The sequence below is a fragment of the Gilliamella sp. B2923 genome (assembly GCF_026536565.1).
Lineage (GTDB): Bacteria > Pseudomonadota > Gammaproteobacteria > Enterobacterales > Orbaceae > Gilliamella.
Genome location: NZ_JAFNNZ010000015.1, coordinates 12,871 through 37,363, shown reverse-complemented (window position 1 = coordinate 37,363; position 24,493 = coordinate 12,871). Strand labels below are relative to the sequence as shown.

Genomic DNA, 24,493 nt, shown 5'->3' with positions numbered 1-24,493 from the left:
CAACGATATTTTAAACCAGAAGATTACAGTTCATGTGGAAAAAATAGCCGGCTTTCCTCAGTTTGATCTGTTTCTACTCACCACCGAGAACCTTGAGTTAGAATGCAACCATTGCGAGTATGGAAATCATCTTGTTTTTCAATCCATTATATCTATCAGCTCTCATCAAATTGTGGATAGATTAGTAGCCACTTACGAATATGGAAATGATCTGAGTAGAGGCTATCGATTTTTCTATTATGATAATGGGAAAATAATTATTAGGAGATTTGGCAGTAATGAGACAGACAGTGCTGCTAAAGAAAAAAGAACATATCAACTCACCCCCCAAGGCAAATTCATCCGTTATTATGATACTAATGGTTCTTTTCAAAATACAGATCTTAATGTTACAGAGGAAGGTTAGTTCAAAACCATACTCGCGAGGGGGTATGGATAGAGATAACAGGCAGTAAATATGCGCCTCTAGATATCGGTTATATTTATCTCGAATCGGAATATAAAAATGGTTTACTTGATGGTGTCCGGAAATGTTATCAATTAGACTATCAAAAGAAATTAGATGGTTCTAAGGATCTATCTTCTGCTAAAAAAAGCAAACTTTTGTACACAGAAACCTATAAAGACGGTGAGCTTGTCGAACGTAAATTTGTGGATAAAGAAATTGATGAATTGAATTAAAGATTGTGTAGTAAACAAATGATTATTATGCTTATCACCCTCATAAATATGAATGGTGGTAAGTAAACAATAAATAAACATCACAACTTAAACATCCCATAATGGAAAACGAAAGCCTTCCGACAGAAAATATAAAATCCTCTAACGATCAATCCGAAATAGTGGATTCTTCTTCAGCCAATCCTAACCAAATTGTTTATGATTTGTTACATCAATCTGATTTTGATATTAATGTAGCGGATGCCTATTTTGCAAAAAAAGTAAATGCCCCGAATAAACCTAATGAATATACCTATTTAAAATTAAATCAAGCCTGTTTGGGTGACAAAATTTATCTTGTTGTTAAATGTTACGGTAAGCCCCCTAAAGGATCTTTGGTTATCAGTATTCATGAACTTGAAAAAAGGTAATGAGCAAAACTTATATCCACAAAAATCTATTCCCTTTTTAGTGAATGGAGTTGAAAAAACCGAACTACAATTTACTATTGATGAGAAAATTGAGTATATCCAAGAGATTGAAATTCGTCCTAGAGATGATAAAGTGTATCAGGAATTACAAAACAAATTAAATGGTCTTGAAAATAAAAGTACCCGTTTAACCATAAGAACAGAAATAAAAGATACCAACGCAACTAAGGTAAATTTTAAAGGTATTCTTACAGGTGAATTCGATACGGTTAAGGGTTCAAGATATTATGATTTTTTAATCGGTGAAAATGAAAGTTTTCAAATTACCCCCATTATATGGCATGATCCAATCGATAACCCTCAAAGAACATATTATAATTCCTCAGGTGTTCATAAGGAACAAAATGGAGCATTTGGTATGGTACGAAAATACGCTGATGGTTCAGATAAAGCTCATCAAGGATTAGATATTTTTGCTAATATAAATACACCATGTAAAGCATGTTTAGATGGTGAAATAGTGAGTTATTCAAATGAAGGTCAAAAAGGTTATGGTAATGTTCTTGTTTTAAAAGTTAAAGGAAAAGATTTAAGAGCGTCTAGAAGAGACTATCAACTAGAATTTACTAAAGAAATAGAATCTGGACCAGAATTTGATATTAATGCTGATTATATTTATTTAAGATATGCTCATTTAAACTCTGCTGTATTAACATCTGGTGAAGTAAAAAGTGGAAGTATCATAGCTTATTCTGGAGATACAGGAAATGCAGAAGGTGTAATAAATCCTCATTTACATTTTGAAATCGCAAAAAACCTTTGGGTAATGGTAAGGGTTTAATAAATAGATATAATCCTGCTTTTTTCGTAAGATTAAAAACTATAAATGAAGAAGAACAAACTAAAGTAAAAAAGGAAAGACAAAGAAAATGAATAAATTAATTATATTTCTTTATATTTTATTATTATTTGGGTGTAAAGAAAATTCTACATCCAACCAAATATCTAAAATAAATAATGACAAGCAAAAATATAGTAAGACAACTAGAATTGATTTTAATCAATTCAAAGTGTTAGATTATGATGAGTCCGGAAATTTATTTAAAAGTAAAAAATATAGGTTTACCTACAGTAATACAAGCGAAACCTTTAACCTGTTTACAAATAACAAAAAGATAGGGGTGATCGATTATGCTCCCCTAAAATATGACGGTCCTGGTTTCAAGATCTATCAATATTCATCTTCACAACAATCTCCTTATATAGTTTTTGTCATTGAAGCAACAGCAGATATAGGTACTGAATGGTATAAGGTTATCATAATTAAAAATGAGAAAATCATATCAGATTTTTTAATTAATGAACCAAGAAGTGACTCAGAAAGATATTTATTAAAAGAATTTATGTCTATTTCATTTCAAAAAGATACATTTACCTTTAAGTTAAAGAAAAAATTAATAGTAAGTTATTCATATATACCTCAAGATTATCAGCAAGATAAAAATTACATTTATATAGATAAAAATATTAGCTTGATACAATTATCACCAACTATATCCATTGATAGTACTCCATGTCAAAAACCTATAATAGAGTATTTTCCAAATGGAAAATTAAAATTATCAGGATGTCAAGGAAGTTATAATGGTACAGGAATCCAAGTTGGGTTATGGAAAAAATATAATGAAAAAGGCGAATTGATAGAAACTACATATTACCACCCCGACGAGTTCGGTAAAGACTACAAAATCATTACGCAATATGAAAGAAATAAAATAATATCTAAAAAAATATACAACTTTGATGATTTGTACGAAGTCGAGTTAAAAGAACTTTCAACTATACCTAAATAATAATTCAATGCTTGGATATTAGTCCAATCAATAGATTAATCTTAATATAAGAGCATGATAAAAAATAACAATGTAGATTGGAAATAATGAATAAATTTTTAATACTTTTAATTAGGTTTCGTAACTTCTCCAAAAGAACTAGTGAAAGTTATTTATTCCATTTTCATACATCCCAAGGCTCTGACGCTTTAGAGGTAACAAGATAGATTAGTGATGAACAAAATGAGCATTTTTGCTTACCCGCATTTGAACCCGAAAAAATATAATATATTGACTTATAATTAAACAGAAATATATCGATATGAGATAAAGTGGAAAGTTGGCTCCTCCAACTGGACTTGAACCAGTGACATACGGATTAACAGTCCGCCGTTCTACCGACTGAACTATGGAGGAACCGAAATGTAGCGCGCATATTATAGATTTTATGGCGCTATGTCAATAGTTAAATTATTTTAAATTGTTATTCAGTTTTTTATTACCTCCATTTATTAGCATTCAAGTGTTAGGATTGTCTTGAATAATTCCTTTTGTCTTAATAACTGTTGTGGATGAGAACCAAGCTCACCTTGCGGAATGGTTTGCTTAAGATTTCGGTAATAATCGATCCAATAAGGGATAAACTGATCTGTGGTTAAATCTTTAAAATTCATTGGATATAATTGAAAATAATCTTCGCCCGTTTGATGCCTAAAGGCATAAGTTATTAGTTCACTACAGTAAAAACCTTTGGCATTAGCATCAAAACTATCGTTATAAGGGAAGCCTATACAAGCTTTGATACGCATTAATGCGTTTTTTATCACTAATTGGTTATTAATGGTACCAATTATATTGTATCTACCAGCAGTCAAAAATCGGTTAAGTGTATTTTTAATTACGCCTTTTTTAGGTATGGCTTCAATGACAATATTTTGACCAATATATAATCCTACATGATTTATTTTATTCATCAATTCATTGTCATTGGGCGCTGAACCACTATAGCTAACCGCACCATTAAATGTATTCTCTTCCCTTAAATACTGGAAGAGAATATCACCACACTTAATATTATTGTTTTTTAGCACGATAACGCCAAAGGGAAAACATTGTAAAGGTCGCAATAATAAATTTTAATGCATCAACCCCTACAAATGGTAGATATCCCACTTTAAATGCTTCTACAAAGCTAATATGTAAATAGCCCATTAAATACACCACACCAAATACGAAAAGCAATTGATGTGCGCATGCAAAGGCAATTAAGCCCAGAATAAAGTGGCGGTCATAGCCTTTTTCTGCTGCATATCCGGCTAGATAAGCGCTAAACACATAGCCATATAAATAACCTGCCGAAGGTGATGCCAGAGCCATAATACCACCGCTACCATTGGCGAATAATGGTAATCCTATCGCACCTAAAAGTAGATATTGCAGTATGGCTAATGCACCTAATTTACGGCCTAAAAAAGCGCCAATAAGCAGTACTGCTAACGATTGTAAAGTAAACGGAACCGGGTAAGTAGGAATGCTAATATTAGCTGCCAGTCCTAACAGTAGTGCCGCACTGGTGGTGGTAAGTAGCTTACGTTGCCAGGTAGATAAGTTAACCAGAGTTGTGATAAATGTAGGGTAATAAGTTGTCATTTGTTGCTTCATTATTTTTTACCTTTGATACATGATTAATCTGGCCATAATAAAGCATTATTGATTATTGTAAACTATTTTTTATAAAAATAGTTTACAACTGAGCTGGAAATAATGTTAGCTATCACCCTAATAAGCAGTGATAGCATAGCGTCTTTTGAGATTAAACTAAGAATGGATTATTGAGTCGTTCATGTCCAAAGCTAGACATCGGGCCATGTCCGGGTACGAAAATAAAATCATCGCCAAGTGGCAATAATTTGTGAGTAATTGATGAAATTAAATCTGCGTGATTGCCCCTAGGAAAATCTGTTCGCCCTATACTGCCATTAAATAACACATCACCCACAAAGGCTATTTTATCCGGATGATTGATAAACACGATATGACCGGGCGTATGACCGGGGCAGAAAAGTACATCAAGCGAGATGTTGCCAACTTGAATTTTGTCACCTTCTTTTAGCCAACGATCGGGTAAAAAGGCGTTAATGAAGGGAAAACCAAATTGCATGCATTGCTCAGGTAAAGACGTAAACAAAAATTCATCTTCTTGTTGAGAGCCAATAATGTTGACATCATAATGATTAGCCAATTCAACAGCCGCTCCGACATGATCTAAGTGGCCATGCGTTAATAAAATTTGTTTAATATTTACGCCTAACTTTTCAACCGCTTTTTTGAGTAATTCCGGCTCACCACCAGGATCAACAAAGGCCGCTTCCATTGTTTGATCACACCAAATAATGCTGCAATTTTCTTGAAAAGCCGTCACCGGAATAATTTGGTACTGAAACATACATTTATCTCCTTGTTTCTTGATGATGAGCGGTTAAGTTTTTTCCGTCTTGTTTTGTGAGTTGAGCAAATATTATACTGGATAATACAGTCACGACACCTAGTATAACAAATGTTAATTGAAAAGCGTGAATTGTGCTGGTTGAACGGCTTATCAATCTTACCAAGACAGCACCTAAACCGGTACCAAAACTGATTGCTAATTGTTGATTAACGGCCATAAGGCTATTACCGCTACTGGTTGATTCTCCTTGTAAATCCGCTAATGTGATGCTGTTCATTGCGGTATATTGCATGGAATTAACACCACCAATACAAAAAAGCAGTAGGCCAATAAATATTAATGGCGTTGAAGCGTTGAGTTCTGACATTAAAATTATTAACAGGCCGGCTAAAATAGTATTTGTAATTAGTACAAAACGATAGCCTAATCGACCTAAAACATGTGGGATAAATATTCTGGTGCAGATTGAGGCAACCGCCATAGGCACCAACATGATACCGGCAAATATAGCGGAATAACCAAAGCCGACTTGTAATAGCAGTGGGATAAGGAATGGCACGCCGGAAATGCCTAATCGACAAATTAGGTTGCCTATAATGCCTATTTTGAAGGTGCGGATGTTAAAAAGTGTTAATGGAAATAATGGCGCTTGTTTGTTTTTCGCATAATAACGATAAATGATTAAAAATATTATACTGACAACGGCAAGAATTAACGAAATGTAAGCAGGTTGACCTTCATTTAATAACTCGACCCCTAACGTTGCGCTGATAAAAGTGATAACAATAAAGATAAAGCCAAGCAAGTCAAAAGGCATGCGCTCACCTTTTATATTAGGCATGTATTTCCAGCTTATTATTACACCTAAAACACCAATGGGAATGTTAATAAAAAAGACCCAATGCCAACTAACCATATCGACTAAATAGCCACCTAAGACAGGACCAACAACCGGTCCGACTAGACCGGGAATCGTTGCAGTATTTAACGCCGCTAAAAATTCGCTACGCTTGAATGCTTTGATTAATACTAAACGAGATACCGGCACCATCATCGAACCGCCAATACCCTGAATAACTCGAGATATATCCAGAAAAATTAATGAGTTGGATAATGCGCATAGCAATGAGCCAAAGGTAAAGAGCGTTACTGCCATGACAAAAATATTTCTTGTACCAAATTTATCAGATAAAAAACCACTGACCGGAATAAATAAGGCAAGGGTTAATGCATAACAAATCACAGCGGATTGCATATTCAATGGCGATTGATTTAAATCTGTTGCCATAGTCGGCAATGCTGTGTTTAAAATGGAGGTATCGAGCGACTGCATAAAAAAAGCAAAAGCTGCAATCCAAGGTAAAATTCGATACACAAACGGTGGTAACTGTAATTCGCTATTCATTTTTGTTTAGCCTAAATTTGATTTGATATGCCGGGTGTAGGGATTGGAAGCAATCCCCGAAAATGAGCTCTCCAGTTTTGTTTAGGTAAACTTTGGAGAGCAGTTAAAAATCATTTTACAACAATATAAATTAATTGTTGGCTTTTTTCTTATTTTTAACAGGTTTGCCTTGCCAATAGCCAGCAAGTAGGGATCCGGAAATATTGTGCCAAACTGAAAATATTGCAGCAGGTAGTGCGGATAGTGCTGAAAAATAGGTTGTGCCAAGTGTTGCTGCCAAGGCTGAATTTTGCATGCCGACTTCCAGCGACATTGTTCGGCAGGTTGATTCATCAAAGCCAAATAAACGTCCGCCCCAGTATCCGCCAATGAGACCTAAACCATTATGAATAATAACGGCAAACATAACGGTACAGCCAACTTGACCAATTTGCGCATGACTACCTGCAACTACAATACAAATAATGAGTAATATGCAGATCATCGACATTAAAGGTAAAAATCGCTCACATTTTTTTACGACAGGATTAAGGAAATGGTGAACAAGTAAGCCTAGCATTATAGGAATAAGAACGATTTGGACAATATGCACCAACATACCCCAAACCGGCACTTCAACGGTTGTCCCGACGAGTAAAAGTGTCAAAATAGGGGTAACTACAACGCCGACAAGTGTTGAAACAGAAGAAATGGTAATAGATAACGCTACATCGCCTTTAGCCAGATAGATCATTACATTTGATGCCGTTCCGCTTGCCACGCTACCAACCAGCACCATACCGACTAATAACTCAGGTCGCATGGTAAAGAGTTTAGATAAAATCAAGGCAGTTAATGGCATGACGATATAGTGCAAGAGCGTACATATCACCACCGCTTTGGGTTTGGTTACCACCCGTTTAAAATCATCAATACTTAACGTAACGCCCATTGTGAACATCACAAACATTAAAAGTTGTGAAGTATGGGGCCTCACAGGCATAAAAGTATCAGGGAAAAAATAGGCGATAAATGCACAAACTATTGCCCATAATGGGAATAGGCGTGTAAGTGATATTAGGGATTGAACAAAAAGTTGATTATAACGTTTAGCCATAAGAATCCGCCTTGTGATTCATCGATATAACTTTATAAAAATTATAGAGTTATTTTAATCGCTATGTGGTCTTTCCATTTTATTGATTCTACTAAATAGCGTCAAGGTATTTGTTAATATCGTATTGCGTATTTGCTCAGCAGGCTCATTTCGAAGTTGGCAAAGAATATTAAACGTTTCAACAATATACTCCGGGCGGTTTGCTTGCCCTTGTCGACCACTCAATGGCATATCGGGAGCGTCAGTTTCCAATACTAAACTCTCAAGAGGTAATTGGGCAATAGTGTTACGGGTTTTATTCGCTCGGGCATAACTTATTACCCCACCCACGCCAATATAATAACCAATTTTGATCAATTGCATGGCTTGTTGATAACTACCGGAAAAACCATGAATAACGCCCCGACACGGTAAATCAGCTTGATGAAGTTCATGATAGATAATGTCATGGGTTTTACGAGAGTGCACTAATACCGGTAGATCACACTGTTTGGCAAGCGCTAGCTGTGCCCTAAAAAAAGATAATTGCTGTTGCCAATCAATAGTTTGATCATATTTATCTAAACCAATTTCACCAATTGCGACCAGCTTTTTAGGTTTTTGCTTAACAATATGGCCAAGCTGCTCAAGGTCGGCTTGTGTATGTTGGTAGATAGGGTGTAAGCCCAAAGCGGCATAAACTTCATCGTAATCGTTCGCCAGTTGCAATATGGTATTAAAATGATTAACCGATACCCCGGGTATGATTAAACCGACAATTTGGGCTTGACGCAATTGTCGGATTGAATCAGTTATATCATCAGTAAAAAGAGGAAAATCGAAATGGCAATGTGTGTCAATAAACATTTAGCCTCCTATTATTCAATTACTTGATGTTGTAATATTGGCAATAAAAATCGCTGAGCTAAAAGGGTAATTTGTTCAATTAAATCATCGGTTAATTCCGGATAGATACGAGCGTAGTACTGGTCACATTCTGCAAAATGGTATAAACCGCCTTGCCAGGTGCTAAGTAATTGATTGTAAGCTTTTTCGCTCAGTTCTATTTCGCCAGTTTTGGGGTTATAAGCTGTAACCAACCAGCTCCATGCACTTTTCAATGGGAGTAATAAAGGCTGATTGATTCCCTGTAAATAGCCTTCGACAAGATCGGTTAAAAATGCTAAAGCTTTATTGGCATTTATATGCAAAAACCGCCACTCGGTATCTTCACGTCCATAAGCACGGCTTTGGCTATCGACGTTATCGGGATTTAAAATACAATACAGTAAATGATCTATCCATAAGGCAATCCCTTCACGAATGGAAAGTTTAGACGGGCGCCAAGTAAAAATACCGTCAGATTGGATATGGGTTAACCAGCCTTGTAATGGATAGTGTTGTTGGTTAATCGCAATGACTAAATTGACTTCTAAGGTTGATGTGCTAAGCCGCTCTTGCATAATTTTATTTGCTAACGGTTGCAAAGCTTCATACTGTTCATCATAGATTATTTCACCAAATGCACCGTCGGGTAGTTCACCGGTTAAGGCTAAGCGTGGATAAACGTTATCAGTAGCGCTACGCTCTGGATCAATTAATTGATTTAAAATTTGGACATTTAATTGGTAACGTTGAAAATTGTCGAGATTGAAATTTTCAGCATCCGGTAGCGTATCATCTAAATAGTTAACATAAAAATTAAATCGCTTTTGTAGTAAAAAGCGGATTGAATGTTGATAAAAACGTTTAAGTTCATCAACATGAATATTATCGACAGTGATTTTCGGTATATCGCTAATAAATGACTGACTTTGACCTTTATTTGATGCAGCCGGTAACCATTCATCTGCATAGCTTTTAAAATCGCTCAGAAAATTTTGTGGATTAAATGGGGTGCGTGTGTGCATAACACGTAAAATATTAGCTGTTTTGGATATTGAATCTAATTTATCCTCAGAATTATCAGCATAATACTGGTTTATATAGTCCCAAAGTTCATCGACTAATACCGAAGGATAACGCTCTGTGTCATCTTTCATATCTCGCCCGATATAGCTGATATATAACTGATTTTGTGCCGATAATATTGCTTCTAAAAATAGATAACGATCATCAGTTCGTCGACTTCGATCGCCTCGTCTTGGGTGCTGTGCAATTAAATCAAAATCGAGTGGAAGCGAGGTTCTTGGATAATCACCATCATTCATGCCTAATAAACAAACCACTTTAAATGGAATAGATCGCATTGGCATCATGGTGCAAAAATTAATTTTACCCACTAAAAAGCGATGAGCTAAGTGATTTTGTTCTAAGCGAGATTGCATGGCGTCGTGCAAAATCGTAATGGAGATATTATCGGTAAAATTAGCCTGTAAACCGCTGGTTATCAGTTTTTGCCACTCATCTTGAATCATTAATAAAATTGTTTCACGTTGACCATTACTAATAAAAAAGTCATTAATAAGCTCAACGCAGCAGCTTTGCCACTCAATTAATGGTTTGTTTTCATTGAGGATGACTAACCATTTTTGTACTACGCTAATAAATTCAGCTAATTGACCAATCAATTCTGCATCTAAACCGGTTGCGCCGTCATAGGGTAAAATTTGTTGCCAGCCGCCTTGTTCACTACTCATGGTATAACCAAGTAACAAACGTTCCAGACCGAATAACCAGCTATGTGCATTTGCAAGCCCGAAGCGAATTCCTGATTCGATGATCCAAGTGCGCAACAGCGTCAGTTGTGATTCATTTATAGCAAATTTTTCAGCAATGGCGGGTATTTCCAGTAAATTAAATAGCTCTTCAGCGGTAAATCGGCTTTGTGGGAAATTTAAAATAGCAAAGAAACCTTGAACAATGGGATCAATATTCCGGGCTTTTTGATCTGAAATCGTAAAAGGTAAATAACGTTGCTTATCGGCATTAGCAAAAACAGCTTGAATATAAGGGACATATTTATCAATATCTGAAACCATAACAATACAGTCACGTAACTCAAGTGTTGGATCGGCGTCGAATGCTGAAAGTAGATAGTCATAAAGTACTTCAACTTCACGTTGTTGGCTGTGACAAGCATGAAATGTTATCGATTTATCTGACTTATCAATTTCCCGATTAATTTGCTCACTTTGATAAAGTTCTAAAATATCTTGTTGAATAGCATGTAACAGGCTGTTGCGATCATGATCAACATAGACATCGATATCTTGTTTATTCTCAAATTCCTGTAATAAATAAAGGTTATCACGCCCCAATTTTCCCCATGAGGTGAGTAATGCATTGGGGATTTTATCTGGGGTGGTTAAGGTCTCTGATAACTGTTTTTCGACAATATCGCCCCAATACCATTTGCAAGGGTTGTTGAACATTAGATGTACATCAATATGTTGTCCAAGTGCCGAAAGTAAAGAGAGATATATTGGCGGTAATGAGGTGATACCAAAGATAAAAATGCGTTTAGGTAGCGGAGCTAATTTTGAACGGTCAAAGCTATCATCTAATAAGATTTCAAGCATCTGTTGATAAATATTTGCCCGATGATAAGGCTGACTAATTGCAATCAACTCTCGCCACAATTGCGCTTGCCATATTTCATCGGGATGATGATTTAATTCATTTACTGTTTGGTTCAATTCCCATTTTGCCAGCCAGTCGGGTCGATATACTAAGTACTGGTCAAATAAACGAGCAACTCGAGTTGCAAGCTGATAAAGCTTTTTTTCGGATTGATCAATATTGAGATAATTTTTTAGTGCACTAAATTCTGATCTCTCAATCAGCTTTGGTATTAAATAATATAAACGCCAAGTCATCGCTTCCGGATTGAAGCTATTTTCCAATGGCGCATCGGGTAACAATGTTTGATAAACTTGCCATATGAAATCTGTTGGGAAAGGAAACGCCACATTGGCAACGATGCCAAGTGCATCGGCAAGTTCAATTTGTAACCATTGCGCCATTCCTTGACTTTGTACCATAACAACATCCGGCGTAAATACGTCTTGTAGTGGTTGCCTTTGCATCAATTCACTTACGAGTGATTTGAGTAGATCGACTTGATTTGAATGGTAAATGGTGAACATAGTTGCTTTTATGTCGAGAAAGTTACTAAAATTATCGCTGATAGCGAATAATAAATCCAGTATCCTATTATTATAAATATTCGATTATGTATCTGCAGTGCGTTTGAATGCGATTTTTAGTATGAAAATGTTTATGTCGTTAATTTCGATTATTTATCGGAATTAAAAATCAATTTTGGCAAGAGATGTCAATTTTGCTTTTAAAATTAATTAGTTATTATTTCTATTATATAAAGAGTTAATGGGATAATATCAATTCACTAACAAATTAAATTTTGAGCAAATAATGTTTTGTATCGTTCCTTATCAAGCCTGTTATCAATCGGCATTTAAATCGATTAATAAACAATGGATTCAAACGTATTTTGTGATGGAAGAGTCTGATTATAAAGCATTAGACAATCCCCATGAATATATTTTAGATTAAGGCAGATATATTTTTATTGCTTTAATAGATGATCAACCTGTAGGCAGTTGTGCATTAATTAAAATGCATGATAGTGATTATGATTTTGAATTGGCAAAAATGGCTGTTTCACCTCAAGCACAAGGTAATAAAATAGGTTATCATTTAGGACAAACAGCATTAATTCATGCTAAAAAATTAGGTGCAAAAAAAATTTACTTAGAAAGTAATACTATATTAGCGCCAGCAATAAGGCTTTATCGTAAATTGGGATTTACTGAAATTAAAGGTATCGCATCACCTTATCAACGTTGCGATATTCAAATGGGATGTCAACTATAAATAGAGTAAGCTTCCAATAAGAGATGAAATACCTATGAATCACAAATTCAAAATGAGTAAGGCAACATTATTAAATTAGCGTGGATTATCATTTTTTGCTATGTGATTTTTTAGATGTAGCGATTTATGATTTACAGATTGATTAACGTAACGCTATAACAAAATGTAAAGGTTACTAAATTTGCTTTGGTAACCTTTTTTATTTTGGTAACTAAGTTATTGACCAATACGGCGGGTTAATTCAATAACTCGCATTTTCGCCAATGCTTTTGATAGTTCGGCAGATGCTTGGGCAAATGACATGTCATCACTTGGGTGATTAATGTGCTCTTGGGCTTGTCTAACTGCTTCTTGTGCTCTGGCTTCGTCTAAGTCTTCGCCTCGAATAGCAGTATCAGCGAGAATTGTCACTATATTCGGTTGAACTTCTAAGATGCCACCAGATAAATAGATAAATTCTTCTTCACCATCTGCTTTCACAATGCCTACCATACCCGGTTTAATGGTGGTAAGTAGGGGAGTATGACCCGGATAGATTCCTAGTTCACCTTCTCGCCCTGTGACTCTGATTCGCTGAACATCACCTGAAAATAGGTGAGATTCAGCACTAACAACTTCTAATTGATAGGAAGTTAGTGCCATAATACTCTCTCCGTTCAATGAATCTCTTACAGAGATTTCGCCTTCTCAATCGCTTCATCAATTGAACCAACCATATAAAATGCCTGTTCAGGTATATGGTCATAATCACCGTTCATGATGCCAGTAAATGCACTAATTGTGTCTTTTAATGGCACATATTTACCTGGCGAACCGGTAAAGACTTCTGCCACGAAGAATGGTTGTGATAAGAAGCGTTGAATCTTACGAGCACGGGCAACGGTCAATTTATCATCTTCTGATAGTTCATCCATACCAAGAATAGCGATAATATCTTTTAGTTCTTGATAACGTTGAAGAATTGACTGAACGCCACGAGCACAATCATAATGTTCTTGACCAACAACAAGTGGATCTAATTGACGACTTGTCGAGTCAAGTGGGTCAACCGCCGGGTAAATACCTAATGATGCGATTTGACGACTTAATACGATTGTTGCATCCAAGTGAGCAAAGGTTGTTGCTGGCGATGGGTCAGTTAAGTCATCGGCAGGTACATATACCGCTTGAATTGAAGTGATTGAACCGGTTTTGGTTGAAGTGATACGTTCTTGTAGTAAGCCCATTTCTTCAGCTAAGGTTGGTTGGTAACCTACCGCAGATGGCATACGACCTAATAGCGCAGATACTTCAGTACCGGCTAGGGTATAACGATAAATATTATCGATGAATAATAATACGTCTTTACCTTCATCACGGAATTTTTCAGCCATGGTTAAACCAGTTAACGCAACACGTAAACGGTTTCCTGGTGGCTCATTCATCTGACCGTAAACTAATGATACTTTGTCAAGTACGTTTGATTCTTTCATTTCGTGATAGAAGTCATTACCTTCACGAGTACGCTCACCTACACCGGTAAATACTGAATAACCAGAGTGCTCGATAGCGATGTTACGGATTAACTCCATCATGTTAACGGTTTTACCAACACCTGCACCACCGAATAGACCGACTTTACCACCTTTAGCAAATGGACAAATTAAGTCGATAACTTTAATACCGGTTTCAAGTAATTCAGTTGAGTTGGCAAGTTCTTCATAAGTTGGTGCAGCACGGTGGATCGCCCAACGCTCTTCTTCACCAATTGGGCCTGCTTTATCAACAGGATCACCAAGTACATTCATAATACGACCTAGCGTTTTAGTACCTACCGGTACTTCAATGCCGTGGCCAGTGTTTACGACGTTAAGTCCACGTCTTAAACCATCAGATGAGCCCATTGCGATACAACAAACAACGCCACCACCTAATTGTTGCTGAACTTCCAGAACTAATTTTTCGGTGCCAGTTTCCACTTCTAATGCATCATATACCTTTGGTACTGCATCTTCTGGGAATTCGACATCAACCACCGCACCGATGATCTGGACAATCTTTCCAGTAGCCATTTTTAATCCTCTACGTCTTTTTCTTAACTGTAAGCCAATATTTAGCACTAACCTGAAACAGCGGCTGCACCGGATACAATATCAATTAATTCATTAGTGATCGCACCTTGACGTGCTTTGTTATACACTATTTGTAGTTCATTAATTAAGTTTGCACCGTTATCTGTTGCTGCTTTCATGGCCACCATTCTTGCTGCTTGTTCACTCGCTAAATTGTCAACCACTGCTTGATATACTTGTGATTCAATATAACGACGTAAAATCACATCTAATAATGATTTTGCATCTGGCTCATAAATATAATCCCATGATGAAGTTTTAAGTTCTTTATCTTCTGATGCAGGTAATGGTAACAACTGCTGTATTGTTGGCTTTTGCGACATGGTATTAATAAATTTGTTAGTAACAATATATAATTTATCAATTTTGCCGTTATCATATGCCTCAAGCATTGTTTTTACCGGACCGATTAAATCAGATAAAGTTGGTTCATCACCTAGATTGGTTACTTGGGTTAAGATGTTTGCTTTCACGGATGAAAAGAACGAAACCCCTCGTGAACCAATCAAAGCAAGATCTGCTTCAACGCCTTTTTTCTGCCATGCTGACATGTCAGCAATGACAGTTTTAAATAGATTGATATTTAAACCACCACACAAACCACGATCGGTTGAAATGATAAGATAGCCAACCCGTTTTACATCTCTTTCTTCTAAATAAGGATGTTTGGCGCCTATCTGAGCTAACGCTAAATGTCCAATTACTTCACGGATCATTTCAGCGTATGGACGACTAGCTGCCATTCTATCTTGCGTTTTACGCATTTTTGAATTGGCAACCATTTCCATTGCTTTAGTGATCTTTTGCGTACTTTGGATACTGGCAATTTTGGTTCTAATCTCTTTTGCATTAGCCATTTGTTACCTCGCCCTTACCAAGTTTGAGTTGATTTAAAGCTTTCAAGCATTGCTTTTAACTTACTTTCAATCTCATCATTGTAATTACCCGTTTCGTCAATTAGTTTGACAAAATCAGCATATTGACTGTGGGCATAAGCAAGAAGTGCTGTTTCAAATGATAATACTTTTGCAAGTTCAACATCTTCAAGATAACCACGTTCAGCGGCGTAAAGTACAATTGATTGTTCTGCAACAGTCATTGGAGCGTATTGCTTTTGTTTCAATAGTTCAGTTACTTTTTCACCATGACTTAATTGGTTTCTTGTTGCTTCATCTAAGTCTGATGCAAATTGCGAGAATGCCGCTAATTCACGATATTGTGCAAGTGCTGTACGAATACCGCCTGATAATTTTTTCATTATCTTCGTTTGCGCTGCGCCACCAACACGTGAAACCGAAATACCCGGGTTAACCGCAGGACGGATACCTGAGTTAAATAGGCTGGTTTCAAGGAAGATCTGACCATCAGTAATCGAAATTACGTTGGTTGGTACGAATGCTGATACGTCACCGGCTTGAGTTTCGATAATTGGTAACGCAGTTAATGAACCGGTTTTACCTTTTACTTCACCTTTAGTGAATTCTTCAACATAAGCTTCGTTAACACGAGCTGCACGTTCAAGTAGACGTGAGTGAAGATAGAATACGTCACCAGGATAAGCTTCACGCCCAGGTGGACGACGGAGTAGTAATGAAATTTGACGATAAGCAACCGCTTGTTTAGATAAATCATCATAAACAATTAGCGCATCTTGACCACGGTCACGGAAGTATTCGCCCATAGCACAACCCGCGTAAGGCGCTAAGTATTGTAATGCTGCTGACTCAGAAGCTGAGGCCACAACCACAATGGTATTTTTAAGTGCGCCATGCTCTTCAAGTTTACGCACTACGTTAGCAATAGTAGATTGTTTTTGACCGATTGCGACATAGATACATTTAACACCAGAATCACGTTGATTGATAATGGCGTCGATGGCTAATGCGGTTTTACCGGTTTGACGGTCACCGATGATAAGTTCACGCTGACCACGACCAATTGGAATCATTGAGTCAACGGCTTTATAACCTGTTTGTAGCGCTTGGTCAACAGATTGACGGTCGATAACACCCGGCGCAACCACTTCAACCGGTGAAAATCCGTCATGTTGAATTGAGCCTTTTCCGTCAATTGGTTCACCAAGAGTATTAATCACTCGACCTAATAAACCGTCACCGACTGGTACCTGTAAAATACGACCAGTACATTGGACTTTCATCCCTTCAGACAAGTCTTCGTATGGGCCCATAACGACCGCACCGACTGAATCTCGTTCAAGGTTTAATGCCATTGCATAACGGTTGCCTGGTAATGCAATCATTTCGCCTTGCATGACATCAGTTAATCCGTGGATTCGAAGAATACCATCACTAACAGAGATAATGGTTCCTTCATTGTGAGCATCACTCACAATATTGAACTGAGCTATCCGCTCTTTAATTAGTTCACTTATTTCAGTTGAATTTAGCTGCATTATCAGTCCCCTTAAGACTGTAGAGCGTCATTTAAACGATTTAAACGCCCTCTGATACTACTATCAATAACCATATCGCCCGTACGAATAATAAAACCAGAAATGAGCGATTTATCGATTTGACATTTTAGTTTTACTTTTCGTGATAAACGTTTTTCGACAGCGATAGAAATCTTATTAAGTTGTTCGCTTGTTAGCTCACTGGCAGAAATCACATCCACATCTGCTTGGGCATCTTTATCTAAGCAATATTGTTCAAACAGAGCTAACACTTCAGGAAGAAGGGATAAACGCTTGTTCTCGGCCATTATCTTAATAAAATTAGTACTAAACTCATCTAAGACATCTTTACAGATATTGATGAGTAAATTTGCTACCGAATCGGTTTTCATGTCAGATGTTAAGATGCTTCTTACTTGTGCATCTTTGCTTACTTGGGATGTTAACACCAACATTTTATGCCATGATTCGATGCTGTTTTTTTCTACCGCAAAATCAAAAGCAGCTTTAGCATAAGGGCGAGCAACCGTAATTAAGTCAGCCATTGCTCTAATCTCCCTATAATTCCGCTACAAGTTTATCAATGATGTCGCTATTAGCGGCTTCATTAACAGAACGTTCAATAATTTTTTCTGCACCAGCAATAGCGAGTGTAGCGACTTGTTGCTTAAGCTCTTCTCTAGCTCTTTTACGTTCAGCCTCTACTTCGGCAAGTCCTTGAGCAACGATGCGTTCTTTTTCTCGAGATGCTTCTTGGTTAGCTTCTTCAAGAATAGCGGCTTTACGTTTATTTGCTTGCTCAATAATTGCATTAGCCTCGACCTTAGCTTGTTGCATTATGTCAGATGTATTTGCTTTGGCTAATTCCAAATCTTTTTTTGCTGTTTCTGCAGAAGCAAGTCCATCGGCTATCTCTTTTTGGCGTTTTTCAATCGCACGGATAACTGGAGGCCAAACAAACTTCATACAGAACCAAACAAACAATACAAATGTAATTGCTTGGCCGAGGAGAGTTGCGTTCATATTCATGAGACAATTCCTCTTAAATTATTTTTAGCCTGCGACAGCAAAAATGACATATAGTGCAATACCCACACAAATCATTGGGATCGCATCAACCAGACCCATAACGATAAAGAATTGAGTACGTAGCATCGGCATTAATTCTGGTTGACGAGCAGCACCTTCTAAAAATTTACCACCTAATAAACCAATACCAACTGCACCACCAATTGCAGCTAATCCCATCATTATGCCTGCGGCTACAAATAACATACTAGTATCCATTATATACTCCAGTTTATTGACAAAAAAAATTTAAATTAAAATTAATGTTCTTCCGTTGCCGATGCCATAGCTAAATAGACGATCGTCAACACCATAAAAATAAATGCTTGTAACGTAATAATTAAAATATGAAAAATAGCCCATGGTAAAGATAGTACCCATTGTGACCACCATGGTAATAACGCAGCAATTAGAATGAAGATAAGTTCACCTGCATACATGTTACCAAATAATCGAAGCCCTAAAGAGACAGGTTTCGCTAATAGACTGACCAATTCAAGTACTAAGTTGATAGGCGCAAATGCCCAGTGATTGAACGGGTGAAGGGTATATTCTTTAATAAACCCGGAAATTCCTTTGTACTTGATTGAATAAATGATGATAAGCACAAATACGCCTAAAGACATTGACATGGTAATACTAACATCCGCTGTAGGTACCACTCTTAAATGCGATAGACCTAAATATTGACCGGCATAAGGTAGGAAATCAACCGGGATAAGGTCCATAAAATTCATTAAGAAGACCCAAATAAATACCGTTAATGCTAGCGGGGCAATGAGTTTATTTTGACCGGTGAACATGTCTTTTACGGTGTTGTTGACAAATTCAAAAATCATTTCTACTGCGCATTGTAATTTTCCTGGTACGCCGCTTGTTGCTTTTCGGGCTACACAATAAAAAATCCATAAAAAGAGCGCGCCGAGTAGAATTGAAAAGAACAATGAATCAAGATTAAAGGTCCAAAAACCTGAACCTACCTGCAAGTTCTCAAGGTGATGCTTGATATAAGCTTGTGGTGAAGCTGGAGAGGAAACTGACATAAAACCCTCTTACCTATTCCTAAAAATAAAAAAACACTGCTTATGTTAAACCATATAGGTATAAGCAATCGCTATAATAACCGAAGTCACTATTTTAAACCCAATTGCCTATATAAAGTCAAGATTTGATTAACAAATCAAAGGATTTAGACACTTTTTACTAATTTTGTGTAAATAATAACAGTTCGATTAACGATTATATTATAGGAAGTTTAACCCCATTGATTATTTAATTAATGGGGTTAAATTGAGCTAATTAGAGGTTTTCACTGTTTGGGCAATTTGTTCTGCTAATTTTTGTACTTCGGCTTCTTCACGTCCTTCGACCATGACCCGAATAAGCGGTTCTGTTCCGGACTTGCGAATTAAAACACGACCATTTTTAGCCAGATGTGCCTCAGCTTGAGCAATTGCTGATTTGACAGCTGCATTTTGTAAAGGGTCATTTTCACCGGCAAAACGGACATTGATTAATACTTGCGGTAACATTTTCATTCCGCTACATAAATCAGCTAAAGACATATTGTTGCGAACCATTGCCGCCAGCACTTGTAAACCTGCCACAATACCATCACCGGTTGTGGTTTTATCGAGAAGTAACACATGCCCGGAATTTTCAGCACCGAGCCGCCAATTATTTTCAATCAGTTTTTCAAGAACATAACGATCGCCAACTTTAGCCCGGGCAAAAGGGATGCCGAGGTTTTTGAGGGCAAATTCAAGCCCCATATTACTCATTAATGTTCCTACCACACCGCCTTTAAGTTGCCCTTGTCTTAGCGCTTCTCTGGCAATGATATAGATAATTTGGTCACCATCAACTTTGCGACCTTTATGGTCAACCATAATAATGCGATCCCCGTCACCGTCTAAGGCAAAACCGACATCGGCTTTCTCTTTTAAAACACGTTCAGATAACGCTTTAATATCAGTTGCACCACAATTTTGATTAATATTTACACCGTCTGGCTCGCAGCCAATTTTTGTAACTTTTGCGCCTAATTCACGCAATACTTTCGGGGCGATATGGTAGGTTGCGCCATTAGCACAATCCACCACAATTTTTAAACCAGATAAACTCAAATCGTGATCAAATGTGCTTTTACAAAACTCAATATAACGACCAGCGGCATCGGTGATTCGGCTTGCTCGTCCTAGTTGTTCTGATTCGACGCAGTCGATCTGTTTTTCCAGTTGCGCTTCGATTGCAAGTTCGATCGCATCATCGAGCTTTTTTCCTTCGGTTGAAAAGAATTTAATGCCATTATCATAAAAAGGGTTGTGTGAGGCGGAAATCACCACGCCGGCATCGGCGCGAAATGTTCGGGTCAAATAGGCGATAGCCGGTGTCGGCATTGGACCAGTAAAGGCTGAGGCAACACCGGCTGAGGCGAAGCCTGCTTCAAGTGCCGATTCAAGCATATAACCGGAAATACGGGTATCTTTACCAATCAGCACTTTTTTTACCCCCTCTTTGGCCAGCACTCTTCCGGCGGCCCAACCCAATTTAAGGGCAAAATCTGGGGTGATAGGGTACTGCCCAACTTTGCCTCGAATTCCGTCAGTCCCAAAATATTTTCGATTAGACATGTTATTCCCTCATTTTGACGCCTTGTATTTGATAACTTTCATTATATTAATGGGTTATCATTGCCTAACGTATCATTGAAAGTCATCAATTAAATTATTTAAAACGTAATCTTAATTCGGATCTTGTCAAGAACTTTCAGAAAATGTATACGTTTGAGTATAAAATTATTCACGATTATCATTAGCAAATTTTAGTAAAACTTGGCTCTCTTTAATAAATCGCTCTGCATAAGGACCAAACCATTTAGTCACTTGATTAAAATTCTCAATAAACTCTTTTTTATTGCGTTTTTCAATTAACTCAACCATTTGCCCAAAACATTGATAATAGTGTTTGATTAGCTCGATATTATCATCTGAAGCCATAATGATATCGGCATAAAGTTCAGGGTCTTGAGCAAATAAACGACCTACCATCATTAGTTCCAGACGGTATATAGGAGAAGATAACGCAATTAATTGTTCTAAATCAGCTTGTTCACGTTGCAAATTTACCCCATAAGAAAACGAGGTAAAGTGCCGTAATGCTTGGATAAATGACATACATTTGTCATGCTCTTTAGCATCGATCGCACATAAATTTGCGCCCCAAATTCGCATTTGATCGATAAGCCATTGGTATTTTGCTGGCTCACGCCCTTCACAATAGACGATTATTTGTTTGGCTAAATTAGGCACATCCGGGCCAAACATTGGATGTAAACCAACAACCGGGCCGGGATGTTTATTTAACATGGCTTGAAGTGGTTTTACTTTTATCGAGGTGAAATCAGTCAAAATACAATCTTTAGGCAGCGGTGGTAATTGTTGAATAATTTCACAAGTTTTATTGATTGGCACCGTGACAATTACAACTGCGGCATCAGCAACAACTTCAGCGGCTTGATGCATGGTTTTTGAACCTAATGTTTTTACTTGGTAGCCTGATAGGGTAAATAATCGGGCAAATAATCGCCCCATTTGACCATTACCACCGATAATGACAACAGATCCTTTACCGGTATAGACTTTTTTAAAACCTTTGTCATTTTCACTAATGTATGATTCTCGCATTAAGCGTCGTAATATATCTTCAATTAAGGCCGGTGATATACCTAGCTTTTCTGCTTCTTGCCGTCTTTTCGCTAGCATATCAGCTTCACGCTTAGGATCATATATAGGAATACCGTGTTGGCTTTTAACTTCGCCGACTTCGGCAACTAACGCTAATCGCTGATTAATTAAAGATAAAATTGATTTATCAATCTCATCAATTTCATCACGCAGTTTGAGTAATTCCGTAGACATATTCCGTGATTCCTTTATCACAAGTGGTGACTTTTACTGTAATTGCTTAACAGTATACCGTATTTTTGATAGCATGGATCAATGACAACGTTAAATCAAATACAATAAGTTAATTATGAAAGTAATCTCATTTAATATTAATAGTCTGCGTGCTCGCATTCATCAATTAGCCGCAATTATTGATAAACATCAGCCAGATATTATCGGTTTGCAAGAAACAAAAGTTCATAATGATCAATTCCCAGTTGAAGAGCTGGCGCAATTTGGTTATCACTTACATTATCATGGTCAAAAAGGGCATTATGGTGTGGCGTTGTTAACCAAACAAAAACCGATAACGGTTAGCTGTGGCTTCCCAACGGATAGTGACGATGCGCAGTGTCGTTTGATTATGGCACAATTACCCACGAGCGAAGGTAATTTAACCGTGATTAATGGTTACTTTCCACAAGGGGAGAGTTTACATCACGAAATTAAGTACCCGGCAAAACGTAAGTTTTATCAAGATCTGATTGACTATCTTACCGAGCATCAATTGAGCAATGAGTTATCTTTAATTATGGGCGATATGAACATCTGTCCTGCTGATGTGGATATCGGGATTTCTGAAGATAGCCGCAAACGCTGGTTGCGTACTGGTAAATGTTCGTTTCTACCGGAAGAGCGCCAATGGATGACTAATCTTATGTCTTTGGGTTTTGTTGATACTTATCGTCATGCTCATCCAACTGAGCAAGCTTATTCGTGGTTTGATTATCGTTCAAAAGGCTTTGATAGCTATACCGGGCTTAGAATTGATTTGATTTTAGCCAGCCAAAAATTACTTGCTCATTGCCAGCAAACCGGTATTGATTACGATATTCGGGGTATGGAAAAACCGTCAGATCATGCGCCGATTTGGGCAGATTTTGATTTAGCCTAAGCTTATATTATGAATAATAAGGATAATAGCATGCAAAATCGTTCGATTTTATCGGTTAAAGATTTAAACCAAATGGTGAAAGATCTCCTTTCCGATGCTATTGGTCAAATTTGGTTAGTTGGCGAGATTTCTAACTTTTCACGCCCAGCCTCCGGTCACTGGTACTTCACACTTAAAGATGAAACCGCCCAAGTGCGTTGTGCCATGTTTCGTAATAGCAATTTTAGAACCGGATTTACACCGCAAAATGGCCAACAAGTTTTAGTTAATGCTTCCGTAACACTTTATGAAGCTCGAGGTGAATATCAACTTGTTATTGATAAAATGCAACCCGCTGGCGCTGGCTTGTTACAACAAAAATTTGAGCAGTTAAAACAACGATTATCTGACGAAGGATTATTCGATCCAATTTATAAAAAAAACTTGCCTGAAAATATTCGCACAATCGGTATTATCACTTCATCAACCGGCGCTGCGCTTTATGATATCTGCCAGATATTAAAACGCCGTGATCCCTCTTTACATCTGATTATCTATCCAACTCAAGTGCAAGGCACAGAAGCGGCAGAGCAAATAGCCAAAATGATTGAGATTGCTAATAACCGTCAAGAGTGTGATGTATTAATTGTTGGTCGGGGTGGGGGCTCGCTGGAAGATCTCTGGTCATTTAATGAAGAAGTGGTCGCAAGAGCGATTTTTGCCAGTCAAATACCGATTGTTAGTGCAGTCGGGCACGAAATTGATTTTACTATCGCTGATTTTGTTGCTGATATTCGAGCGGCAACGCCGTCAGCCGCAGCTGAGTTAGTGAGCACTAACAATCTAGATCAAATAAAGCGTCTACAAGTGCAAGAACAGTATCTTTTTATGGCGATAGACAATTATTTAATGCGTCGTCGGGAAATGCTTAATAAATGGCGTCATCGATTGCAAGCTGAGCACCCACAAGCGAAGCTGTCCAAACAGTCAAATCGTCTGTTAACTTGCCGTCATGCGCTATTTGAAAACATTCAACAATACCTATTTCGGCAATCAAATCTTCATAACTATTTAGATAGAAGATTATTACGCCTCTCACCGCAAAATGATATTCGTCTTCTACGCCAAACAGTTGAAAAACGCCAGCAACAAATCATGACTTTAATGGAGCAGAAATTTACACATGCTAAACATCAGTTTGTTTTACAAACATCGCAACTCAATAATGTCAGCCCACTGGCAACTTTAGAGCGTGGTTATAGCGTGACAACTAATCAAGCTAATATTGTGATACGTAGTTGTGACCAAGTTGTGATTGGTGAGCATATCACAACTCAATTAAAAACGGGGAAATTAGTTAGCCAAATTGTTAAAGTCGAATAACCGACCGAC

General features: G+C 37.3%; 25 protein-coding genes and 1 tRNA gene. 8 read left to right on the top strand and 18 right to left on the bottom strand.

Annotation, left to right across the window (positions count from 1 at the left end):
• The 4 genes from J3U42_RS11495 to J3U42_RS11480 all read left to right on the top strand — a co-directional run.
• Positions 1-406, top strand: a 406-nt coding sequence (locus J3U42_RS11495; protein WP_267336515.1) for a hypothetical protein, incomplete at its 5' end; no start/stop codon positions are given.
• Positions 407-782: 376 nt separating this feature from the next.
• Positions 783-1,091 (top strand): hypothetical protein, encoded by a 309-nt coding sequence (locus J3U42_RS11490; protein WP_267336514.1) that lies wholly within the window; start codon positions 783-785, stop codon positions 1,089-1,091.
• Positions 1,072-1,932: a M23 family metallopeptidase gene (locus tag J3U42_RS11485; RefSeq protein ID WP_267336513.1), complete on the top strand. Its 861-nt coding sequence runs from the start codon at positions 1,072-1,074 to the stop codon at positions 1,930-1,932. The genes J3U42_RS11490 and J3U42_RS11485 overlap by 20 nt, the downstream gene beginning before the upstream one ends.
• An 88-nt stretch (positions 1,933-2,020) precedes the next feature.
• Positions 2,021-2,944 carry a hypothetical protein gene (locus J3U42_RS11480; protein ID WP_267336512.1) on the top strand — a complete coding sequence of 308 codons (924 nt, stop codon included), beginning with the start codon at positions 2,021-2,023 and terminating at the stop codon, positions 2,942-2,944.
• 320 nt (positions 2,945-3,264) lie between these two features.
• Here J3U42_RS11480 and J3U42_RS11475 read toward each other — a convergent pair.
• From J3U42_RS11475 to recC, 8 genes are all read right to left on the bottom strand, one after another.
• Positions 3,265-3,340, bottom strand: a tRNA-Asn gene (locus J3U42_RS11475).
• A gap of 95 nt (positions 3,341-3,435) precedes the next feature.
• Positions 3,436-4,014, bottom strand: a complete 579-nt coding sequence (locus tag J3U42_RS11470) for a YiiX/YebB-like N1pC/P60 family cysteine hydrolase (RefSeq protein ID WP_220218569.1) — start codon at positions 4,012-4,014, stop codon at positions 3,436-3,438.
• Entirely contained in the window at positions 3,998-4,585 is a 588-nt protein-coding gene (locus J3U42_RS11465; RefSeq protein ID WP_220218570.1) for a biotin transporter BioY, read from the bottom strand. Before J3U42_RS11465 ends, J3U42_RS11470 begins: the two co-directional genes overlap by 17 nt.
• A gap of 151 nt (positions 4,586-4,736) precedes the next feature.
• Positions 4,737-5,369: an MBL fold metallo-hydrolase gene (locus J3U42_RS11460; RefSeq protein WP_267336511.1), complete on the bottom strand. Its 633-nt coding sequence runs from the start codon at positions 5,367-5,369 to the stop codon at positions 4,737-4,739.
• Positions 5,370-5,373: 4 nt separating this feature from the next.
• Positions 5,374-6,777, bottom strand: a complete 1,404-nt coding sequence (locus J3U42_RS11455; protein WP_220218572.1) for a DHA2 family efflux MFS transporter permease subunit — start codon at positions 6,775-6,777, stop codon at positions 5,374-5,376.
• 130 nt (positions 6,778-6,907) lie between these two features.
• Positions 6,908-7,873: a ketopantoate/pantoate/pantothenate transporter PanS gene (gene panS / locus J3U42_RS11450; protein ID WP_220218573.1), complete on the bottom strand. Its 966-nt coding sequence runs from the start codon at positions 7,871-7,873 to the stop codon at positions 6,908-6,910.
• Between the two features lie 54 nt (positions 7,874-7,927).
• Positions 7,928-8,719 (bottom strand): TatD family hydrolase, encoded by a 792-nt coding sequence (locus J3U42_RS11445; RefSeq protein WP_267336510.1) that lies wholly within the window; start codon positions 8,717-8,719, stop codon positions 7,928-7,930.
• Between the two features lie 11 nt (positions 8,720-8,730).
• The gene (gene recC / locus J3U42_RS11440) at positions 8,731-11,940 is read right to left on the bottom strand and encodes an exodeoxyribonuclease V subunit gamma (protein ID WP_267336509.1); all 3,210 of its coding nucleotides are present in this window, start codon (positions 11,938-11,940) and stop codon (positions 8,731-8,733) included.
• Positions 11,941-12,226: 286 nt separating this feature from the next.
• Between recC and J3U42_RS11435 the strand changes: the two genes are divergently transcribed.
• Together J3U42_RS11435 and J3U42_RS11430 are read left to right on the top strand one after the other, a co-directional pair.
• Positions 12,227-12,367, top strand: coding sequence for a hypothetical protein (locus J3U42_RS11435; protein ID WP_267336508.1), 141 nt, complete (start codon positions 12,227-12,229; stop codon positions 12,365-12,367).
• A 9-nt stretch (positions 12,368-12,376) separates the two neighbouring features.
• Complete coding sequence (locus J3U42_RS11430) at positions 12,377-12,688, top strand: GNAT family N-acetyltransferase (protein ID WP_324169870.1); 312 nt, start codon at positions 12,377-12,379, stop codon at positions 12,686-12,688.
• Between the two features lie 216 nt (positions 12,689-12,904).
• On the opposite strand, the gene J3U42_RS11425 is transcribed toward J3U42_RS11430, so the two are convergent.
• From J3U42_RS11425 to tyrA, 10 genes are all read right to left on the bottom strand, one after another.
• Complete coding sequence (locus J3U42_RS11425) at positions 12,905-13,330, bottom strand: F0F1 ATP synthase subunit epsilon (protein WP_220218576.1); 426 nt, start codon at positions 13,328-13,330, stop codon at positions 12,905-12,907.
• Between the two features lie 26 nt (positions 13,331-13,356).
• Complete coding sequence (atpD, locus tag J3U42_RS11420) at positions 13,357-14,739, bottom strand: F0F1 ATP synthase subunit beta (protein ID WP_220218577.1); 1,383 nt, start codon at positions 14,737-14,739, stop codon at positions 13,357-13,359.
• Positions 14,740-14,786: 47 nt separating this feature from the next.
• Entirely contained in the window at positions 14,787-15,656 is an 870-nt protein-coding gene (atpG, locus tag J3U42_RS11415) for a F0F1 ATP synthase subunit gamma (RefSeq protein ID WP_220218578.1), read from the bottom strand.
• A gap of 14 nt (positions 15,657-15,670) precedes the next feature.
• Entirely contained in the window at positions 15,671-17,212 is a 1,542-nt protein-coding gene (gene atpA / locus J3U42_RS11410; RefSeq protein WP_220218579.1) for a F0F1 ATP synthase subunit alpha, read from the bottom strand.
• 11 nt (positions 17,213-17,223) lie between these two features.
• On the bottom strand, positions 17,224-17,757 hold the full coding sequence (atpH, locus tag J3U42_RS11405) for a F0F1 ATP synthase subunit delta (RefSeq protein WP_220218580.1): 534 nt from the start codon (positions 17,755-17,757) through the stop codon (positions 17,224-17,226).
• Positions 17,758-17,770: 13 nt separating this feature from the next.
• A complete protein-coding gene (gene atpF, locus J3U42_RS11400; RefSeq protein ID WP_220218581.1) occupies positions 17,771-18,241 on the bottom strand; it encodes a F0F1 ATP synthase subunit B in 471 nt (156 codons plus the stop codon).
• 24 nt (positions 18,242-18,265) lie between these two features.
• On the bottom strand, positions 18,266-18,499 hold the full coding sequence (atpE, locus tag J3U42_RS11395; RefSeq protein ID WP_220218582.1) for a F0F1 ATP synthase subunit C: 234 nt from the start codon (positions 18,497-18,499) through the stop codon (positions 18,266-18,268).
• A gap of 41 nt (positions 18,500-18,540) precedes the next feature.
• Positions 18,541-19,323, bottom strand: a complete 783-nt coding sequence (atpB, locus tag J3U42_RS11390) for a F0F1 ATP synthase subunit A (RefSeq protein WP_220218583.1) — start codon at positions 19,321-19,323, stop codon at positions 18,541-18,543.
• A gap of 252 nt (positions 19,324-19,575) precedes the next feature.
• On the bottom strand, positions 19,576-20,913 hold the full coding sequence (gene glmM, locus J3U42_RS11385; protein WP_267336507.1) for a phosphoglucosamine mutase: 1,338 nt from the start codon (positions 20,911-20,913) through the stop codon (positions 19,576-19,578).
• Between the two features lie 165 nt (positions 20,914-21,078).
• On the bottom strand, positions 21,079-22,200 hold the full coding sequence (tyrA, locus tag J3U42_RS11380; RefSeq protein ID WP_220218585.1) for a bifunctional chorismate mutase/prephenate dehydrogenase: 1,122 nt from the start codon (positions 22,198-22,200) through the stop codon (positions 21,079-21,081).
• Positions 22,201-22,315: 115 nt separating this feature from the next.
• Here tyrA and xthA point away from each other — a divergent pair, with 115 nt between their 5' ends.
• Together xthA and xseA are read left to right on the top strand one after the other, a co-directional pair.
• A complete protein-coding gene (xthA, locus tag J3U42_RS11375; protein WP_267336506.1) occupies positions 22,316-23,122 on the top strand; it encodes an exodeoxyribonuclease III in 807 nt (268 codons plus the stop codon).
• A 30-nt stretch (positions 23,123-23,152) separates the two neighbouring features.
• Positions 23,153-24,484 carry an exodeoxyribonuclease VII large subunit gene (gene xseA, locus J3U42_RS11370; protein ID WP_267336505.1) on the top strand — a complete coding sequence of 444 codons (1,332 nt, stop codon included), beginning with the start codon at positions 23,153-23,155 and terminating at the stop codon, positions 24,482-24,484.
• Positions 24,485-24,493: the final 9 nt, after the last annotated feature.

Excerpts from the sequence above, each read along its gene's own strand:
- J3U42_RS11490 (WP_267336514.1), top strand. The coding sequence starts at position 783 with ATGGAAAACGAAAGCCTTCCGACAGAAAATATAAAATCCTCTAACGAT.
- J3U42_RS11485 (WP_267336513.1), top strand. The coding sequence starts at position 1,072 with ATGAACTTGAAAAAAGGTAATGAGCAAAACTTATATCCACAAAAATCT.
- J3U42_RS11480 (WP_267336512.1), top strand. The coding sequence starts at position 2,021 with ATGAATAAATTAATTATATTTCTTTATATTTTATTATTATTTGGGTGT.
- J3U42_RS11465 (WP_220218570.1), bottom strand. The coding sequence starts at position 4,585 with ATGAAGCAACAAATGACAACTTATTACCCTACATTTATCACAACTCTG.
- J3U42_RS11460 (WP_267336511.1), bottom strand. The coding sequence starts at position 5,369 with ATGTTTCAGTACCAAATTATTCCGGTGACGGCTTTTCAAGAAAATTGC.
- J3U42_RS11455 (WP_220218572.1), bottom strand. The coding sequence starts at position 6,777 with ATGAATAGCGAATTACAGTTACCACCGTTTGTGTATCGAATTTTACCT.
- panS (WP_220218573.1), bottom strand. The coding sequence starts at position 7,873 with ATGGCTAAACGTTATAATCAACTTTTTGTTCAATCCCTAATATCACTT.
- J3U42_RS11445 (WP_267336510.1), bottom strand. The coding sequence starts at position 8,719 with ATGTTTATTGACACACATTGCCATTTCGATTTTCCTCTTTTTACTGAT.
- recC (WP_267336509.1), bottom strand. The coding sequence starts at position 11,940 with ATGTTCACCATTTACCATTCAAATCAAGTCGATCTACTCAAATCACTC.
- J3U42_RS11435 (WP_267336508.1), top strand. The coding sequence starts at position 12,227 with ATGTTTTGTATCGTTCCTTATCAAGCCTGTTATCAATCGGCATTTAAA.
- J3U42_RS11425 (WP_220218576.1), bottom strand. The coding sequence starts at position 13,330 with ATGGCACTAACTTCCTATCAATTAGAAGTTGTTAGTGCTGAATCTCAC.
- atpD (WP_220218577.1), bottom strand. The coding sequence starts at position 14,739 with ATGGCTACTGGAAAGATTGTCCAGATCATCGGTGCGGTGGTTGATGTC.
- atpG (WP_220218578.1), bottom strand. The coding sequence starts at position 15,656 with ATGGCTAATGCAAAAGAGATTAGAACCAAAATTGCCAGTATCCAAAGT.
- atpA (WP_220218579.1), bottom strand. The coding sequence starts at position 17,212 with ATGCAGCTAAATTCAACTGAAATAAGTGAACTAATTAAAGAGCGGATA.
- atpH (WP_220218580.1), bottom strand. The coding sequence starts at position 17,757 with ATGGCTGACTTAATTACGGTTGCTCGCCCTTATGCTAAAGCTGCTTTT.
- atpF (WP_220218581.1), bottom strand. The coding sequence starts at position 18,241 with ATGAATATGAACGCAACTCTCCTCGGCCAAGCAATTACATTTGTATTG.
- atpE (WP_220218582.1), bottom strand. The coding sequence starts at position 18,499 with ATGGATACTAGTATGTTATTTGTAGCCGCAGGCATAATGATGGGATTA.
- atpB (WP_220218583.1), bottom strand. The coding sequence starts at position 19,323 with ATGTCAGTTTCCTCTCCAGCTTCACCACAAGCTTATATCAAGCATCAC.
- glmM (WP_267336507.1), bottom strand. The coding sequence starts at position 20,913 with ATGTCTAATCGAAAATATTTTGGGACTGACGGAATTCGAGGCAAAGTT.
- tyrA (WP_220218585.1), bottom strand. The coding sequence starts at position 22,200 with ATGTCTACGGAATTACTCAAACTGCGTGATGAAATTGATGAGATTGAT.
- xthA (WP_267336506.1), top strand. The coding sequence starts at position 22,316 with ATGAAAGTAATCTCATTTAATATTAATAGTCTGCGTGCTCGCATTCAT.
- xseA (WP_267336505.1), top strand. The coding sequence starts at position 23,153 with ATGCAAAATCGTTCGATTTTATCGGTTAAAGATTTAAACCAAATGGTG.